The sequence below is a fragment of the Pseudomonas sp. DWP3-1-3b3 genome (assembly GCF_049896305.1).
GTDB lineage: Bacteria > Pseudomonadota > Gammaproteobacteria > Pseudomonadales > Pseudomonadaceae > Aquipseudomonas > Aquipseudomonas azotoformans_A.
Map to the genome: position 1 here is coordinate 344,679 of NZ_JAFCUA010000005.1, position 15,257 is coordinate 359,935.

The following is a 15,257-nucleotide window of genomic DNA, read 5'->3' on the forward strand; positions in this document are numbered from 1 at the left end:
TATGCATGGGTTTTGCGCCGTGGGCATTCTTGCCAGCTGCGGCGTATCAGCCGCCGGGTTGCCGGAGCTAGGCAGCACGTCGAACGCGACCAAAACCGATCCCGAAACCTGCCATCGCCTGCAACAGGACTTCGACATTGACCTCAAGCAAGTGGTCAAGGCCGGTTGCGCCCCTTCGACCGAACAAATCGCCAAGCTGATGGACAACCCGGTGGGCAACTTGGTGCTGTTGTTCAACCAGTTCGACTACAGCGCCCTCAAAGGCCCGCACAGTAACGGCACGCGTTACCTGGGCAAATACAGCTTCATGCCGACCTTCCCGATTGCCCTGGGCGAGGACTGGAACCTGATCAACCGCCTGCCGGTGAGTTATGTGAGTGCGCCGGTCAACGCCAAGGCGGGCAACCTGATCGGCATGAGTCCCTACGGCGTGCTGACAGACCGCGACTTCCCGTCGGTGGTCAACGATCCATTCGACCGCACCTCAGGCTTTGGCGACCTGGCCTATGTGGGCGTGTTCTCGCCCAAGCAACCGGTGCGCTTTGCCAACGGCGGCAAGATGGTCTGGGGGTTTGGCCCGACGGCGATGTTCCCAACCGCCGAAAAAGACGTACTGGGCACCGGCAGATACGCCCTCGGCCCGGCGTTTGTCGCGGCGTACTTGGGCGAAGACTGGACGCTCGGCCTCTTTCCCCAGCACTGGTGGTCGGTGGGCGGCGACGCCCAGCGCAAGGACGTGAGCCTGACCAACATCCAGTACTTCATCCAGCGCGCGATTCCCGGCCCCGGCCAGTGGCGGGTGGGCATGACGCCCAATATCACCGTGAACTGGAAGGCCGAAAGCGGCAACAAGGTCAACTTCCCCATCGGCATCGGCGCCGGGCGCATCGTCAATTTCGGCAAGTTGCCGGTGCGGATTTCCGGTGAGGTGCAGTACTCGGTGATTCACGCCGATGACTTGATCAGCAGTCGCTGGAACTTCCGTCTTTCGTTTATCCCGGTGATCCCTACTTTCATGCTGTGAACGAGGTGTGCCATGACCGCACTCAACGATTTGAACGCCTTGCAAGCCAGCATGGCCGAAAGCGTGCTCGGCCAGGACCAGGTGATCCGCCAGATCCTGCTCGGCCTGCTCGCCAACGGCCACCTGTTGCTGGAGAGCCTGCCGGGGCTGGCCAAGACTCGCACGGTCAAGGCCCTGGCCCGGCACCTCGACGCCAAGATGAGTCGCATCCAGTTCACCCCGGACCTGCTGCCCTCGGACATCACCGGCGCCGAAGTACTGCATCAGGTCGACGGCCAGAACCAGATCCGTTTCCAGCCCGGCCCACTGTTTGGCAACCTGATCCTCTCCGATGAAATCAACCGCGCACCGGCCAAGGTCCAGGCGGCGTTGCTGGAAGCCATGGAAGAACGGCAAATCACCGTGGCCGGCGCCAGTCACCCGCTGCCACAGCTGTTTATCGTGGTGGCCACGCAAAATCCTATCGAGCAGGAAGGCACTTACCCACTTCCGGAAGCCCAGATGGACCGCTTTGTGATGAAGCTGTTGCTGGACTACCCCAGCGCCGCCAACGAAAGCCAGGTGTTGCGCCTGTTGCGCGAAGAAGAACAGGCGTCAGTTACCCAAGCGGTCCAAGGCTTTACCTTGGCGCAGGAGGTGATTTTTGCCGCACGCCAGGAAGTCAGCGCGATCCAGGTGTCGCCGGCCATCGACCGCTATCTGATCGACCTGATCAACGCCACCCGCCACCCCGCCGACTACGACGCCGACCTGGCGCGCTGGATCAGCCTCGGCGCCAGCCCCCGTGGCGGCATTGGCCTGGACCGCTGCGCGCGGGCCGATGCCTGGTTGCAAGGCCAGGCCTTTGTCACGCCGGACAACGTGCAGGCCGTCGCCCATCCGGTGCTGCGCCATCGCCTGCAATTGAGTTATGACGCGGTGGCGGATGGCGTGACGGCTGATCAGGTGCTTGACCGGCTGCTCAGCAAAGTAGCGATTCCCGCATGAACGCCGACGGGTTTGTCTACGTCAGCCTGGCGCAATTGATGGCCTTGCAGTTCCAGGCCCGCGACCTGAGCTTTGTCGCGCGTCAGCCCCAAGGCAGCATCCTGGCGGGCAACCATGCGTCACGCCTGCGCGGCCGAGGCCTGAATTTCGATGAGCTGCGCCGCTACCAGCCGGGCGATGACCTGCGTCATCTGGATTGGCGCGCGTCGCTGCGCACCGGCAAACCGGTGGTGCGCACCTTTACCGAAGAGCGCGACCGCCCGGCGCTGATCGTGGTGGACCAGCGCATGTCGATGTTTTTCGGCTCAGTGCGCAGCTTCAAATCCGCCGTCGCCGCAGAGCTGGGCGCGCTGGCGGCGTGGATGGTGTTCAACGCCGGGGATCGTGTCGGCGGCCTGGTGTTCAACGACCAGCGTGTCGACAGTGTCGCGCCCTTGCGCAGCCGCAAACGCGTGGAAGCCTTGTGCAGTCACATCGCCCAGCAAAATGCCGCGTTGACGGCGAGTAACCCTGACCATGAAGGCGATGGCCAGTTGGACAAAGTCTTGCAGCAATGCCTGGCCGTGGCCGGGCACGATCACCTGATCTGCCTGGTCAGCGATTTTGCCGGCGCCGGGCCGCGTACCTTGCAACTGATGCAGCAACTGTCAGCGCACAACGACGTGATCGCGTTGCAGGTGTATGACCCGTTGGCACTCAACGTGCCCAGCCGTGGACAGCTGCGGGTCACCCAGGGCCAGTTGCAGGTGGAACTGGCGGTGGACCAGCGCCAGGTGCGCCAACCCCTGGGGGATTTTCTCGGCGGACGCTTGAAGGATGTCGCCACCCTGTTGCGCCGCAGCCAAGTACCACTGCTGATGATCAGCACCGCCCTGCCCGCCGCCGATCAGTTGCGCAGTGAACTGGGGAAGCGTCGGTGAGCCGTCACGTGCCAAGCATCGAGCAACTCACGGAGTTGAGCTTGCCTGCGCCGGTCAGTTACTGGCCGCAGACCTGGGGCTGGGGCGTGTTGCTGGGCGTTGTGGTGCTGGCGTTGCTGGTGCTGGCAGGCCGCAAATGGCTGCGCTGGCGGCGTGATGCCTACCGGCGTGAAGCGCTGGTGCAGCTGGACACCTTGGAAGACCTGCGCGAGCTGCCCGAACTGCTCAAGCGCGTTGCGCTGTCGATGCCGCTTCCTGTGGAAGAACAGCAACGTATCCCGACCTTGCATGGCGCCGAGTGGCAAGCCTTCCTGCAACGCCACGCCAGAGGTCCGATTCCCGACGACCTCGCTCAACGGCTGGCCCAGCTGGCCTACGGCACTGCGCCGCGGGACCCGCAACTGTTGGCCCAGTGCAAGGCCTGGGTGGAGCAACACCATGTGGCAGCTTGACTATCCCTGGCTGCTATTGATGCTGCCGCTGCCGTGGTTGGCCTACCGCTACCTGCCGGTGTATCGCGAAGCGCGCAGTGCGGTTCGCGTGCCGTTTTTCGGCGGAATGCGCCAGGCGGTCGGTTGTTCTTCGTCTACCGACGGTGCTCGTGGCAATCGCAGCCAGTTGCTGCTCAATCTGCTGGTGTGGGCGTTGCTGGTGCTGGCGGTCGCCCGGCCGGTCTGGGTGGAAAAACCCATCGAACGCCTACAACCGGTGCGCGACCTGATGCTGGCCATCGATATCTCCCAATCCATGGAAACCGAGGACTTTACCGACGCCAACGGCCACAAGATCGACCGCCTGGCCGCCGTCAAACAGGTGGTGCACGGCTTTATCCAGCAGCGCAAAGATGACCGTATCGGCCTGATCCTGTTCGGCAGCGGCGCCTACCCCCAGGCCCCCTTGACCCTCGACCATGCCAGCCTATCGCTGTTATTGGACGACAGCGGCATCGGCATGGCCGGGCCGAACACCGCCATCGGCGACGCCATTGGCCTTGGCCTCAAGCTGCTGGACCAGGCCCATGAACCGGAAAAAGTGCTGATCCTGCTTACCGATGGCAATGACACCAGCAGCGCCATCACCCCGGACCACGCCGCCGAAATGGCTGCTGCCAAGGGCGTGATCGTCCACACCATCGGCATCGGCGACCCGCAGGCCAGCGGCGAAGCCAAGGTCAACCTCAACGCCTTGCAAGACATTGCCAGCGCCACGGGTGGGCGTTATTTCCGTGCCGAAGACCGCGACAGTTTGGATCAGGTCTACGCCACGCTCGACAAGATCACAGCGCATCAGGTGAAAACCCTCAGCCATCAGCCCAAGCGCGACCTGTTCTGGTGGCCGGTGTGTGCCGCGCTGATCGTGTTGGTGGTGTATCACCTGATCGCCGCAATGTGGCCGCATCGATGGAAACGGGAGCGTGCTGATGGACTTCAGTGACTTCCACTTTCTGCGTCCTGCCTGGCTGTTATTGGCGCCATTGGGTGTACTGCTGCCGTGGGTGTGGCAGCGCAGCCGTGATCTGCAGCGCCGCCTGCGCGGCACGATCGCCCCGCACCTGTTGCCGCATTTACTGCTCACGCCGACCGACCCCCATCGCCTGCGCCCGGTGCACTTAGCGAGTACGTTGCTGGTCGTCGGTGCCTTCGCCGCGGCGGGACCGACCTGGCAGCAGGACCGCCCGGATTTCCTGGAGAACCGTGCACCGCTGATCATCGCCGTGGACCTGTCAGCGTCCATGGATACCGCCGATGTGCCGCCCACGCGCCTCACCGCCGCCAAACACAAGCTGCATGACCTGGTCGAGCGCCGCAAAGGCGCGCGCACCGCGTTGCTGGTCTACGCCGGCAGCGCCCATCTGGTGTTACCGCCCACCGATGATCCGGCCTTGCTCGATACTTTCATTCAGGCATTGGGCACCGACTTGATCAGCAAGTCCGGCAAGGATGTGGCTGGCGTGATCGAACAGGCTAAGCGTCTGCTACAACAGTCTCCCGGCACCTTACTGCTGGTGACGGATGGCGCCGATGTCGCCCAACTGCCCGCCCTCAAGGACAATGCGCTGCAGATCCTGATCCTGGCCCTCGGCAGCAGTCCCACGCTCAAGCCATTGGCCTCGGCCCTGGAGGCGCCGCTGGGCAGCCTGACCCTGAATGACGATGATCTGGACTGGATCGAACTGCACGCTCAGCAGCACTTCCAGAACGTCGACGAGCAGCAACGCCTGTTGCAATGGAAAGACGCCGGCTATTGGCTGTGCTGGCCGTTACTGCTGTTGGCGTTGTTGAGTGTGCGCAAGGGCTGGAGCCTGAACTGGACGGCAGTGGTGCTGCTCGGCCTGCTGCTGCCGCCGACGCAAGCCGAGGCCAATCCGTTCATGACGCCCGATCAGCAAGGCCGCTGGGCCTTCGAGCACCATCATTACCCGCAGGCCGCCGCGTTGTTCGTCGACCCTTACTGGAAAGGCATCGCCGCCTACAACGCCGCCGATTACGACCTGGCCCAAACCACCTTCGCTACCATGAACACCGCGCAAGCAGCGTTCTATCTGGGCAATATCCATGTGCGTCGCTTCAAGTTCGATGACGCCATCGCGGCCTATCAACAAGCCTTGCAGTTGCAACCCGACTTCCTCGAAGCCACGGCCAACCTGGCCCTGGCGATTGCGCTGAAAACAGACACCGAAAGCGCGGCGAACAACACGCCGCAGGTCAAGCCGGATGAGATCAAGTTCGACAAAGCGCCGGGCAAGGGGCAGAGCAAAGCGATTCAGACCCAACAGGCGAATAATGACGCCCTGTGGTTGCAGAACCTGACCACGTCGCCGGCCAACTTCCTGCGCCGCAAATTCAGCTTGCAAGACCAGGAGGCGCGACCATGAAGCGCTACTGGGGCGTGTTGCTGTTGTTGTCGGGGCCGTTATGGGCGGCCGAACCGCAGTTGCGGGTGAATGCGCAGCTGATCCCCGGCGCTTCAGTGGTCGTGGGCGAGCAGTTGCAGGTACAGGTGGATGTGCTGACGGATACCTGGTTCACCGCCGCCGCGACATTGCCGGAGCTGAAATTGGCGGGCGCACGCGTACAGCAACCGGGGGGCGAGGCAGAACACACCACACAGGTGATCGACGGGCAAACCTTCTACGGGATGCGCTACGCCTACCTGATCACGCCGACGACGGCGCAACACTTCAGCGTGCCCGCGCTGACATTCAGTGCCCAACCGGGCCAGGCCAGCGCGCCGTTGAGTGCGCAGAGTGCGCCGCTGACCTTTGAGGCTACTCAGCCGCCGGGGTTTGCGCCCGGTGAACCTGTGCTGGTCGCCAGCGGTTTACGTCTGAGCCAAACCCTTGCGGCCGGCGATCTCAAGGTTGGCGACAGCGTGACGCGGACAGTGACCCTTCAAGCCGACAACACGCCAGGGCTGTCACTGCCGCCGCCGACAACCGCCGAGGTAAACGGGTTGCGCCTCTATGCGCAGGCGCCTGCCATCAGCAACCTGGATGACGGACGCGGCACTGTCACCGGTGGCCAACGCATCGATCATCTGGTGTATCGCGTGGAAAAAGGCGGCCATTACACCCTGCCCGCCCTCCAGCTGAAATGGTGGGACAGCCGCAACCATCGCCTGCAAATCGCGCAGTTACCCGCGCTGACATTCAAGGCCCAGGCTACCAACGCTTACACGCCGACCTTTTCCGTCACCGACGACCTCAAGGCGCTCGGGCAGCACACGCGCTGGCAACTGTCGCGGCATCTATTGGGATGGATGGCGGCCATCGTTGTGCTGATTTTGGCAGCCTATCTGATCCATGCGGTGTGGCCACGCCTGTCGTCACTGTTGCGAAAGGCATGGCCAGCATTGCGCTGGGCCTGTCGTCAACTACGCTTGGTTCCACTGAACCCTCGTCACGAAAAGGACTTCCCATGACGTCGCTGCGTTCTGCCCTGCCCCTTCTCCTCCTCCTGAGCCTGCCTGCCCTGGCGGCCGATCCGCTGCCGTCATGGAACGAAGGCCCGAACAAAAAGCAGATCATCGAGTTCGTCCAGGCGGTGACCGCCGAAGGCTCCAAGGACTACGTGAAACCCGCCGAGCGCATCGCCGTGTTCGACAATGACGGCACGCTGTGGACCGAGCAACCGGCCTACTTCGAAGTGCTGTTCGCCTTTGACGAGGTCAAGCGCCTGGCGCCGCAGCATCCGGAATGGAAAACCACACAGCCGTTCCAGGCCGTGCTCGAAGGCGACCACAAGGCCCTTGCCGCTGCCGGCATGGACGGCTTGTTGAAAATCATCGGCGCCACCCACACCGGGGTCACTACTGAAGCCTTCATCGACAATGCCAGGAACTGGCTCAAGCAGGCCCGTCACCCCAAGACCGGCAAGCCGTTCGACCAGATGATCTACCAGCCCATGCTGGAAATGCTCGACTACCTGCGCAGCCAGCAATTCAAGACCTACATCGTCTCCGGGGGCGATACCGCCTTCATGCGCGCCTTCGCCGAAGAGGTGTATGGCGTGCCGCCTGAGCAGGTGATCGGCTCCAACTTCGTCACCCAATTCCAGCTCAAGGACGGCAAGCCGCAGGTGCTGCGCACCGCCAAGCTGGCACACAACGATGACGGCCCAGGCAAGCCGGAAAGCATCGACGCCATCATCGGGCGTCGGCCGATCCTGGCCTTCGGCAACTCCGACGGCGACCTGCAAATGCTGCAATGGACCGCCGCCGGCCCTGGCAAACGCTTGATGGGCCTGGTGCACCACACCGACGCCCAGCGCGAATGGGCCTACGACCGCAATTCTCAGGTGGGGCGCCTGGACAAGGCACTGGACCTGGCCAAGCAACAGAACTGGACCGTGGTGGATATGGCAAGCGACTGGGGCCGTATCTATCCGTTCGATCCAGCTGTGCAAGTGAAGGTGCAATAAGAAAAGACGTCGCGATGGACTGTTAAAAACGTTGGTCGCAGGCAATGCGACTCAAGCCCTAAAAGGAGCAAGTCTTATGACTCGCATACGTAAGTGGCTGCCGAAACTCGCCCTGGTAGCGGTTTCGGTGATCGGCGCCTCGGCATCCGCCTGGGCGGCCGAAAAGCCGAATATCCTGGTGATCTTCGGCGATGACATCGGGCAAACCAATATCAGCGCCTATTCCATGGGCGTGGTTGGCTACAAGACCCCGAATATCGACCGTATCGCCAAAGAAGGCATGATGTTCACCGACTACTACGCGGAGAACAGCTGCACCGCCGGGCGTTCGTCCTTCATCACGGGCCAGACGCCGTTGCGCACGGGCCTGTCGAAGGTGGGCGCCCCCGGTGCATCGGTGGGTTTGCAAAAGCGCGATATCACCATTGCCCAGGCGCTTAAATCCCTGGGGTATGCCACCGGGCAATTCGGCAAGAACCACTTGGGCGACAAGGACGAATACCTGCCGACCAACCACGGTTTCGACGAGTTTTTCGGCAACCTCTATCACCTCAACGCCGAGGAAGAGCCGGAACGTCCCTATTGGCCCAAGGACGATGCGGAGTTCGTCAAGGCCAACTCCCCGCGCGGGGTGATCCACAGCTTCGCCGATGGCAAGATCGAAGACACCGGCGCCTTGACCACCAAGCGCATGGAAACCATCGACGACGAAACCACCGCGGCGGCCCAGGCGTTCATCAAGAAACAAGCCGAAGCCAACAAACCGTTCTTCGTGTGGATGAACACCACGCGCATGCACTTGTTCACCCATGTACGCGAATCGATGAAGGGCCAGAGCGGCATGCCCGGCAACGAATACGCGGACGGCATGGTGGAGCACGATGGCGACGTGGGCAAACTCCTGCAAACCCTCGACGACCTGAAGATCGCCGACAACACCATCGTGGTCTACACCACCGATAACGGGCCGAACCAGTTCTCTTGGCCGGACGCGGCGACGACGCCGTTCCGTAACGAGAAGAACTCCAACTGGGAAGGTGCCTATCGAGTGCCGGCGATGATTCGTTGGCCGGGCAAGATCAAGCCCGCCGAGGTCTCCAACGAGATGTTCTCGGGCATGGACTGGTTCCCCACGCTGTTGGCCGCAGCCGGTGACAGTGACGTGAAAAACAAACTGCTCAAAGGCTGGGCGCCCGTGACCGGAGGCAGCAACTTCAAAGTGCATCTGGATGGGTTCAACCAACTGCCCTACCTGACCGGCCAGGAACCGAAGGGCGCACGCGACGAGTTCTACTACTTCAACGATGACGGGGTCTTGGTGTCCGCACGCTTTGGCAACTGGAAGGCGGTGTATTGCGAACAGCGGGCACCGGGTGGGTTCAAGGTGTGGAGCGAGCCGTTCGTGTGCCTACGGGTGCCGAAGATCCTCAACCTGCGCATGGACCCTTATGAGCGGGCTGACGTGGTCTCCGATCAGTATTACGACTGGAGCACCAAAAACGTCTACTTGGTCGCGGTGGCGGTGACCAAATCGGCCAAGTTCCTCGAAACCTTTATCGAGTACCCGCCCAGTCAGAAACCGGCCAGCTTCAGCATCGACCAGATTCGAGCGGGCGTGGATGCGAAGATTGCCGAGAAGATGAAGGCAGCTCCCGCGCCATAACGGCTACAACACAGGCCCCATGTGGGAGCGGGCTTGCTCGCGAATGCGGTGGATCAGCGACAGACGTATTCACTGACACACCCCATTCGCGGGCAAGCCCGCTCCCACATTTGGACCGAGTACATCCTCTGGATTCAGTGTTCAAGGTCATCCTCATGTCTTCACGTTTCGCCAACACAGTCGTCGAGCGCACGACTGCCCTACCCATCCTGATCCCAGCCCTCCTCCTGTTCCTCTCCGGCGGCGCGGCGTTGGTGTATCAGGTGCTATGGATCAAGCAACTGTCTCTGGTGGTGGGCGTCGAGGTGTATGCAATTACCGCTGGCATCAGCGCGTTTTTTGCCGGGCTGGCAGTGGGCGGCTGGCTGTTCGGACGTTTGGCGGACCGCTTTGCGCGGCCGCTGTTGTTGTGTGCAGGTCTGGAACTATTGGTTGCCCTGCTCGCGGTCGGCGCGACGCTGGCCCTGGGCGTGGCGGCCGAACCGTTTGCCTGGTTGGAACACCGTATTGGCCTGCTGGCGTGGGCGTTGCCGTTTGCCCTGGTCGGCCTGCCGGCGGTGTTGATGGGCGGCACGTTGCCGGTACTGGTGCGCTCGCTGGGCATCGACGCCAAGGGTTTGAGCCAGGCGGGTGGACGCCTGTACGCGGCCAACACCGCCGGGGCGATTGTCGGGACGTTGCTCACGGCATTTGTATTGATTGCCCAGTTTGGCGTGCGCGGCAGTGCGCTGGTGGCGGCGATGCTGAATCTGCTCGCTGCGGTGGGGGCAGTGTTGGCGGTGCGTCATCAAGCGCCTGTTGAGATCGCGCCGGCGCGCCTTGTGCAACCGGCGCGACTGGCATTGGTGCTGTACGCCATCGCCGGTGGCGTTGCCCTCGGTTATGAAGTGGTGTGGTCGCAGTCCATCGTGCAATTCATGAGTACCCGCACGTATGCGTTCGCCGTGGTGCTTGCCACCTACCTCACCGGGTTGTTCATCGGCAGCCAGTTGATGTCAGGTCGTGTAGAACGTCTTCGCGATCCCTGGGGTGTATTCGGCCTGCTGATCGCGGGTGCAGGCTTGGTGGCGCTGCTGGAAATCGCCCTGTTGGGGCGCTGGTTGGTGCTGTTGCAAACCCAGGCTGAAGCGCTGGTGCTGGGCCTGGGCGCAAGCGAGCTGCCGGGGATGAGCGCACGTTTTGCAGTGGCGGCACTGTGCATCGTATTTGTGCCGACCTTGCTGCTGGGCGCGGCGTTCCCCGTGGCGTTGCGCTTGAGTGTGGGCAATCGGCATGTCGGCCGTGACGTCGGCGCGGTGGTGGCCTTCAACACCTTGGGCGGGATTATCGGGGTGATGCTGTGCGGCTTTGTGTTGATCCCGTGGCTGGGGTTGGTACGAACCTTGGGGGTGTTGGCTGTGGTGGCTGGCGTCGTGGGGTATCTGGCGGTACGCCGTGGCCAGGGTGTTAAAAAAGGTCGGCGGCAAGCGGTGATTGCACTGGGGTTGGTGTCGCTGGCGGTCGCACTGCTGACCCCAATGGATCGCCTGGCCAAATTGCTGCCTGGTGCACGCAACGCCAGCCTGTCATTTTACCAGGAAGGCCGTGGCGCGACGGTGGCAGTCGTTACCCAGGGCCAAGGAGCGCGGGCGTTTCAGCGTCTGTATATCCAGGGCGTCTCCAACACCGGCGACGCCATGCCATCGCTGCGTTATATGCGGATCCAGGCGCTGTTGCCGCTGCTGATTCACAACGCCGAGCCCAAGTCTGCACTGGTGATCGGCTTCGGCACCGGCATCACGGCGGGTGCGCTATTGCGCTATCCAGGCCTGGAACATCGGGTGGTCGCTGAACTCCTGCCGGCGGTGGTGCAAGCCGCCCCCTTGTTCAAAGGCAACTTCAATGCCGCCAGCGATCCAGGCATCGACTTGCGCTTGCGCGACGGTCGCCAGGAACTACTGCGCAACCCGCAAGCCTACGACCTGATCACCCTGGAACCCCCGCCCCCCTCCGCTGCCGGCGTGGTGAACCTGTATTCCCAGGACTTCTACCAATTAGCGGCCACGCGCCTCGAGAAAAACGGCTTGCTCGCCCAATGGCTGCCGCTGCCGACGCAAAACATCGACGACTCCCGCGCCTTGGTGCGCAGCTTCCTCAACGTGTTCCCGTACGCGTCGCTGTGGACCAGCGAGTTCCATGAGATGCTGCTGGTGGGCTCCCTGGAGCCGATCACCCTGGATGTACAACGCATACGCCAACGATTTGAGGATCAGGGCGTGCGCAGCGCACTGGCGGGCGTTGGTATCGATTCGGCGGCGACTCTGCTGGCGACCTGGGTCACTGATCGCCAGGGCCTTGAACGATTTGCCGGGGATACGTTGCCGGTCACCGACGATCAACCGCGCATCGAGTACGCGCCGTGGGTGCGCAGCAAGGAAATCACCCGCGTACTGCCAGCCTTGCTCGATCTGCGCGTGCCCGTGCCGCTGATCCATGCGGATGAGACTTTCGCTCGCACACTGGCTGCCGAGCAGCAACGCCTGATGCAGTTCTACCGCGCCAGCCTGCATGCCTACGACGGCGACCGGGATGCCTGGGGGCGGGATATGCGAGAGGTCATACGCGGGGACGGCGCCAATCCCTATTTCCGTTGGTTTGGCGGTCAGTGAAGCGGTGGTGAGGGCGCGTAGGCCCTCACCCCTTAAGGACTTTCTAGTGTTTGAGCTTGACGTATGACTGATGCAAGTCCGACGCCCAGCCGTCGATCACGCTTTTCACATCGTCGGCCTTCATTACCTGGGACTCATTGGCCAGCGGCTTGCCAGTGCCTTTGCGCACCACCTGAGCGATCACCTTGCCGTTGGCGCCGTCGAGGAACTGCGCCTCGGTGCCCAGGGTGGTTTCCTGGTCACGATGGCCGGACGCGGTGCTGACCGTCGCGACGACCAGCGCTACGGGGATGTATTCATACGGAGCAAGGCCTTCGGTCTTGCTGCTCACGGCGGTGATCGCCGCCCGCACGACGATGACACCCGGCCCGGGCGCATTGGCCAGCGGCAAGGATTTTTCCAGTTCACGCTTGAGCGCCTGATTGTAATAGGTGTTGATGCCGTTCAGGGTGCTTTCCGGGATTTTCGCCGTGGCCTGGGGCTTGGGGTAGAACTGGGTCGGCTCGACGAACACCGCGTGGTAGCGGCTGAGGTCCAGCTTGGGATCGACCCAACGCATCACCTCGGCTCCCGAAGGCGACTTGGCTTCCTTGAGTTGGCTGTAGTCGGAGAGAAAGCCGGAGTACTCATCCGGTGAAGTGACCTTGCTGGCACAACCTGCCATGGCGACCGACGCCACGCACAGCGTGCTGATCATTAGCCTTAGTTTCATCATTGAACTCCCTGGCGATCATCATCGAAACAGTGAGCTGTAGGTATAGCCAATCCTGGGGAATTAACCTCATTTGCGCGGCCTGTTTGACAGACCTGCCCCCAGCGTCAAAGCTGCACAGAGCTTAAGCGCGCCAATAGAGCGTCCACGCATCAAGACAACGGAAGTCGGAATGCCCAAGCCCAAAAAACAACACGCCGCGCCCAACCGTGAATCACCCCGCCGTTATCTGTACCCCGTTTTGATTGTGTTGCTGTTGTTGGCCATGACCGGGGTCTGGTTCTTCCTGCAGGCCAGTACGCCCCGGTTGCCGCCGCCGGTGGTAGCCGCCAAGCCGGTGGTCATGCCCCCAGCCACCCTGGTCGATGAGCAACAGTGTCAAGGCTGCCACCAAGCCCAGGCCAAGGATTGGCAGGGCTCGCACCATCAACTGGCGATGCAATTGGCCACGCCGCAGACCGTGCTGGCGGACTTCAACGATGCGAGCTTTACCGGCGAAGGTGAGACCACGCGGTTCTTCCGCCGGGGCGATGATTTCTGGGTCAACACACCGGGCAGCGACGGCAAGGTGGCCGACTTCAAGGTGGCCTACACCTTTGGCATCGCACCGTTACAGCAATACCTGATCGACGTCGGCGGCGGTCGCCTGCAAGCCCTCGGCGTGGCTTGGGATACCCAACAGAACCGCTGGTTTCACCTGTATCCCGGCCAGGGCGTGAACTTCAAGAACCCGCTGCACTGGAGCAAACCCAGCCAGAACGCCAACTTCATGTGCGTGGAATGCCACACCACCGGCTACAAACGTAATTTCGATGCACAGAACAACACCTTCGACAGCCAATGGAACAGCCTTGGTGTCGGCTGCCAGGCGTGCCATGGCCCGGCGTCCAACCACCTGCAATGGGCGGCGAAAAAAGGCGACCTGCTGCACGCAGGCTTTGCCGTGGACCTCAAAGACAAGGACGCCACCGTCGAACTGGAAACCTGCGCCCGCTGCCATGCACGCCGTGCGCCCCTGGGCGATGGCTATACCGTGGGCAAACGCCTGATGGACGACTACCTGCCCAGCGTGCTGACCCGTGAGCTGTATGCCCTGGACGGCAAGATCAAGGATGAGGTGTTCGAACACGGCTCTTTCGCGCAAAGCAAAATGGCCGAGAAAGGCGTGCGTTGCAGCAACTGCCACAACCCCCACAGCAATGAACTGAAGGCGCCGGGCAATGCGGTGTGCCTGCAATGCCATAACACTGCCGGCAAAACTTCGATCACCACAGTGGATGGGCGCGGGCTACAGGCCAAAAACTACGACTCCCCTGAACACACCGGTAAACCGGGCTCGTTCTGCGTTGACTGTCATATGCCCGGCAAGGTCTATATGGGCAACGACTTGCGCCACGACCACAGCTTCAGCATCCCGGCCGGGGCACGGGACGTGCTGAAAGCGCCGACTTACGCCGAGAGTATGGTGTTGATTCGCGGCGGCCAAGCCGGTGCGGCCCAGGCGCTGTATGACCAACTGGCTCGCAGCAATCTGCCGGCCATCCAACGCGCGACGCTGTTGGTCGAACTGCCCAACTATCCCAGTGAACAGGCGTTGAAACTGGCGACCAAGGACCTCCTCCACCCTGCCCCGCAAGTGCGGGAAAGTGCCGTGCGTGCCGTCAGCGCCCTGCTGCCGCCAGCGGAGCGCGTCACCCTGTACGCGCCCTTGCTCAGGGATCCCGTGCGCGCCGTGCGGATCATTGCCGCGCGGGACCTGTTGAGCATGCCCGGTCAAGGGCCCGCCTGGGACAGCGCCATCGCTGAATATGAACAGGTGCAATCAAGCCTGCTCGAACGCGCCGAAGCCAACCTCAATCTGGCGATGCTCTACCAGGCCAGCGGCCGTGGCGACAAAGTGGAAGCGCAATTGCGCACGGCGCTGCTGCGCGACCCTGACTTCTTCCCGGCGCTGGTGACCCTGGCGCAGTGGCTGGAAGCCGACAGCCGTACGCCAGAAGCGCGCAGACTGATTATTGATGAGTTGGCTCGACACCCAGATTCCGCGCTATTGCAGCACACCCAAGGCTTGATGCTGATTCGCGCGGGCGAGACGGCAAAGGCCATGCCGCACCTGCGAAACGCCGCCCGCCTGGAGCCTGCCAACGGTCAGTTCACCTTTGTGCTGGCGGTGGCGTTGCATGACAGCGGCCGTGTCGACGAAGCCTGCCAGCAACTGGAAAACCTGCTCAAGCGCCAGCCGTATCACCGTAATGCGCGGCTGTCGTTGATCCAGTACTACCTGGAAAACGGCCAGGAGCCCAAGGCGCAGGTAGTGATGCAACGTTGGAAAAAGCTCAACCCTGGTGATCCAGCGCTTAAATAAACTTGCCCACAACTGACAG

General features: G+C 62.3%; 12 protein-coding genes. 11 read left to right on the top strand and 1 reads right to left on the bottom strand.

All coding sequences use genetic code 11. The annotated features are described in order from the left end of the window. The first annotated feature begins 1 nt into the window (after position 1). The 10 genes from ACP7BX_RS17770 to ACP7BX_RS17815 all read left to right on the top strand — a co-directional run bounded on the left by ACP7BX_RS17770 (position 2) and on the right by ACP7BX_RS17815 (position 12,161). Positions 2-1,024: a hypothetical protein gene (locus tag ACP7BX_RS17770; protein ID WP_426129122.1), complete on the top strand. Its 1,023-nt coding sequence runs from the start codon at positions 2-4 to the stop codon at positions 1,022-1,024. Positions 1,025-1,036: 12 nt separating this feature from the next. Then, on the top strand, positions 1,037-2,011 hold the full coding sequence (locus ACP7BX_RS17775) for an AAA family ATPase (protein WP_426128870.1): 975 nt from the start codon (positions 1,037-1,039) through the stop codon (positions 2,009-2,011). Further along, complete coding sequence (locus ACP7BX_RS17780) at positions 2,008-2,931, top strand: DUF58 domain-containing protein (RefSeq protein ID WP_426128868.1); 924 nt, start codon at positions 2,008-2,010, stop codon at positions 2,929-2,931. The genes ACP7BX_RS17775 and ACP7BX_RS17780 overlap by 4 nt, the downstream gene beginning before the upstream one ends. Next, complete coding sequence (locus ACP7BX_RS17785; RefSeq protein WP_426128866.1) at positions 2,928-3,383, top strand: DUF4381 domain-containing protein; 456 nt, start codon at positions 2,928-2,930, stop codon at positions 3,381-3,383. Before ACP7BX_RS17780 ends, ACP7BX_RS17785 begins: the two co-directional genes overlap by 4 nt. Next, a complete protein-coding gene (locus tag ACP7BX_RS17790; protein WP_426128864.1) occupies positions 3,370-4,365 on the top strand; it encodes a vWA domain-containing protein in 996 nt (331 codons plus the stop codon). The genes ACP7BX_RS17785 and ACP7BX_RS17790 overlap by 14 nt, the downstream gene beginning before the upstream one ends. Next, positions 4,352-5,806, top strand: coding sequence for a VWA domain-containing protein (locus ACP7BX_RS17795; RefSeq protein WP_426128862.1), 1,455 nt, complete (start codon positions 4,352-4,354; stop codon positions 5,804-5,806). Before ACP7BX_RS17790 ends, ACP7BX_RS17795 begins: the two co-directional genes overlap by 14 nt. Continuing rightward, positions 5,803-6,852, top strand: coding sequence for a hypothetical protein (locus tag ACP7BX_RS17800; RefSeq protein ID WP_426128860.1), 1,050 nt, complete (start codon positions 5,803-5,805; stop codon positions 6,850-6,852). The genes ACP7BX_RS17795 and ACP7BX_RS17800 overlap by 4 nt, the downstream gene beginning before the upstream one ends. Next, a complete protein-coding gene (locus tag ACP7BX_RS17805) occupies positions 6,849-7,850 on the top strand; it encodes an HAD family hydrolase (protein WP_426128858.1) in 1,002 nt (333 codons plus the stop codon). Before ACP7BX_RS17800 ends, ACP7BX_RS17805 begins: the two co-directional genes overlap by 4 nt. 76 nt (positions 7,851-7,926) lie before the next feature. Further along, complete coding sequence (locus tag ACP7BX_RS17810) at positions 7,927-9,513, top strand: arylsulfatase (RefSeq protein WP_426128856.1); 1,587 nt, start codon at positions 7,927-7,929, stop codon at positions 9,511-9,513. Between the two features lie 155 nt (positions 9,514-9,668). After that, positions 9,669-12,161, top strand: a complete 2,493-nt coding sequence (locus tag ACP7BX_RS17815) for a fused MFS/spermidine synthase (RefSeq protein ID WP_426128854.1) — start codon at positions 9,669-9,671, stop codon at positions 12,159-12,161. Positions 12,162-12,204: 43 nt separating this feature from the next. Here the strand turns inward: ACP7BX_RS17815 and ACP7BX_RS17820 are convergent, their stop codons facing one another. Further along, positions 12,205-12,873, bottom strand: coding sequence for a DUF3313 domain-containing protein (locus ACP7BX_RS17820; RefSeq protein ID WP_033902912.1), 669 nt, complete (start codon positions 12,871-12,873; stop codon positions 12,205-12,207). A 172-nt stretch (positions 12,874-13,045) separates the two neighbouring features. Between ACP7BX_RS17820 and ACP7BX_RS17825 the strand changes: the two genes are divergently transcribed. Beyond that, complete coding sequence (locus ACP7BX_RS17825; protein ID WP_426128852.1) at positions 13,046-15,238, top strand: tetratricopeptide repeat protein; 2,193 nt, start codon at positions 13,046-13,048, stop codon at positions 15,236-15,238. Positions 15,239-15,257: the final 19 nt, after the last annotated feature.